This is a genomic window from Corallococcus sp. AB049A (assembly GCF_003668885.1).
GTDB lineage: Bacteria > Myxococcota > Myxococcia > Myxococcales > Myxococcaceae > Corallococcus > Corallococcus interemptor.
Genome location: NZ_RAWL01000789.1, coordinates 1 through 1,481, shown reverse-complemented (window position 1 = coordinate 1,481; position 1,481 = coordinate 1). Strand labels below are relative to the sequence as shown.

The 1,481-nt window shown below is 68.9% G+C and carries 2 protein-coding genes; both read right to left on the bottom strand.

What is annotated here, in order from left to right; translation table 11 throughout:
• On the bottom strand, positions 1–977 hold a 977-nt coding region (locus D7X55_RS39390), incomplete at its 3' end, for an SPFH domain-containing protein (protein WP_199747344.1).
• Positions 968–1,471 (bottom strand): NfeD family protein, encoded by a 504-nt coding sequence (locus D7X55_RS39385; RefSeq protein WP_120552655.1) that lies wholly within the window; start codon positions 1,469–1,471, stop codon positions 968–970. The genes D7X55_RS39390 and D7X55_RS39385, both read right to left, overlap by 10 nt.
• Positions 1,472–1,481 lie beyond the last annotated feature (10 nt).

Below are 1,481 nucleotides of genomic sequence, written 5' to 3'. Positions count from 1 at the left end.
GCCGGAAGCTGGGGCTGGGGCGCGGCGGCCGGGGCGTCGTCCTTGGCGAACACCTCCTTCAGCGTGGCGATGGAGCCCAGCGCGGCGGTGGCCTCGTAGGGGACGAACATCTTGTTGTCGCCCTTGCCCAGCTCCTGGAGCGTCTCCAGGTAGCGCAGCGCCAGCACCTCCGGCGTGGCCCGGCCGGTGTGGATGGCCTCGAAGGTGAGGCGCGTGGCCTCGGCCTTGCCCTCGGCCTCCAGCATCACGGCGCGCTTGTGGCCCTCCGCGCGGGCGATCTCCGCGTCGCGCTCGGCCTCCGCGCGCAGGATGCGGGAGATCTTCTCGCCCTCGGCCTGGAGGATGGCGGCGGCCTTGTCGCCCTCGGCCTTGGTGACCTCCGCGCGGCGCTCGCGCTCGGCGGTCATCTGCTTGGCCATGGCGGACTTGATGGCCTGGGGCGGCTCAATCTCGCGCAGCTCCACGCGGGTGACCTTCACGCCCCACTTCTCCGTGGCCTCGTCCAGCACCATGCGCAGCTTGGTGTTGACCGTCTCGCGGCTGGTGAGCGTCTGATCCAGGGTGAGGCCGCCCATGACGTTGCGCAGGTTCGTCATGGTGAGCTGCTCGATGGCGAGCGCCAGGTTCTCCACCTGGTAGAGCGCCCGGCCGGGGTCGACGATCTGGTAGTAGATGACCGAGCCGACCTCCATGTTGACGTTGTCATGGGTGATGACCTGGACGGTCTCGAAGCCCATGACCTGCTCGCGCAGGTCCACCAGCGTGTTGCGCGTGAAGCGGTTGCCGGCGCGCATCTCCATGGCGCGCGGGCTGTCCATGAAGGGGATGAGGATGTTGAGGCCGCTGGAGGCCACGCGGTGGAACTTCCCCAGCCGCTCCACGACCATCACCTTGGCCTGGGGAACGATGCGCACCCCGGTGACCATCGCGAACACGACGGCGGCGGCCAGGAACAGCAGAACAATGGTCAGTCCCATGATGCGTTCTCCTTCGACTTGCGACGCGCCGGTTGCTGCAGCGCGACTTCGGGGGACGCAGACGGGCGTCGCACCCACAGTTTGAGGCCTTCAATCTGCTCCACGGTGACGCGCTCGCCCTCGGGCAGGGGCCCGGACAGGGAGCGGGCCATCCACAGCTCGCCGTTGATGCGCACGATGCCCCCGTGCCCCTCCGCCAGCGCCTCCGTCACCACGGCCTCCTGGCCCAGCATCGCCTCCGCGCCCGTCTTCAAGTGCACGGCGTCCCGCATGAAAACGTTCTTGAAGAGGGTGCGGGACGCGCCGAACAGGGCGGCGGACACCAGCGTGAAGACGAAGAGCTGGCTGTTGAAGCCCAGGCCCGCCCCGGCCATCAGGGAGGCCATCAGCGCGCCCACGGCGAACCAGAGCGTCACGAAGCCGGAGAGCTTGATCTCCAGCGCGCCCAGGACGATGGCGGCGATGAGCCAGAGCTGCCAGGCGGTGGGGTCCATGGGGTCCTTG

What these genes read in the sequence shown, in the direction of transcription:
- D7X55_RS39385 (WP_120552655.1), bottom strand. Translation starts at nt 1,471, where the DNA reads ATGGACCCCACCGCCTGGCAGCTCTGGCTCATCGCCGCCATCGTCCTG.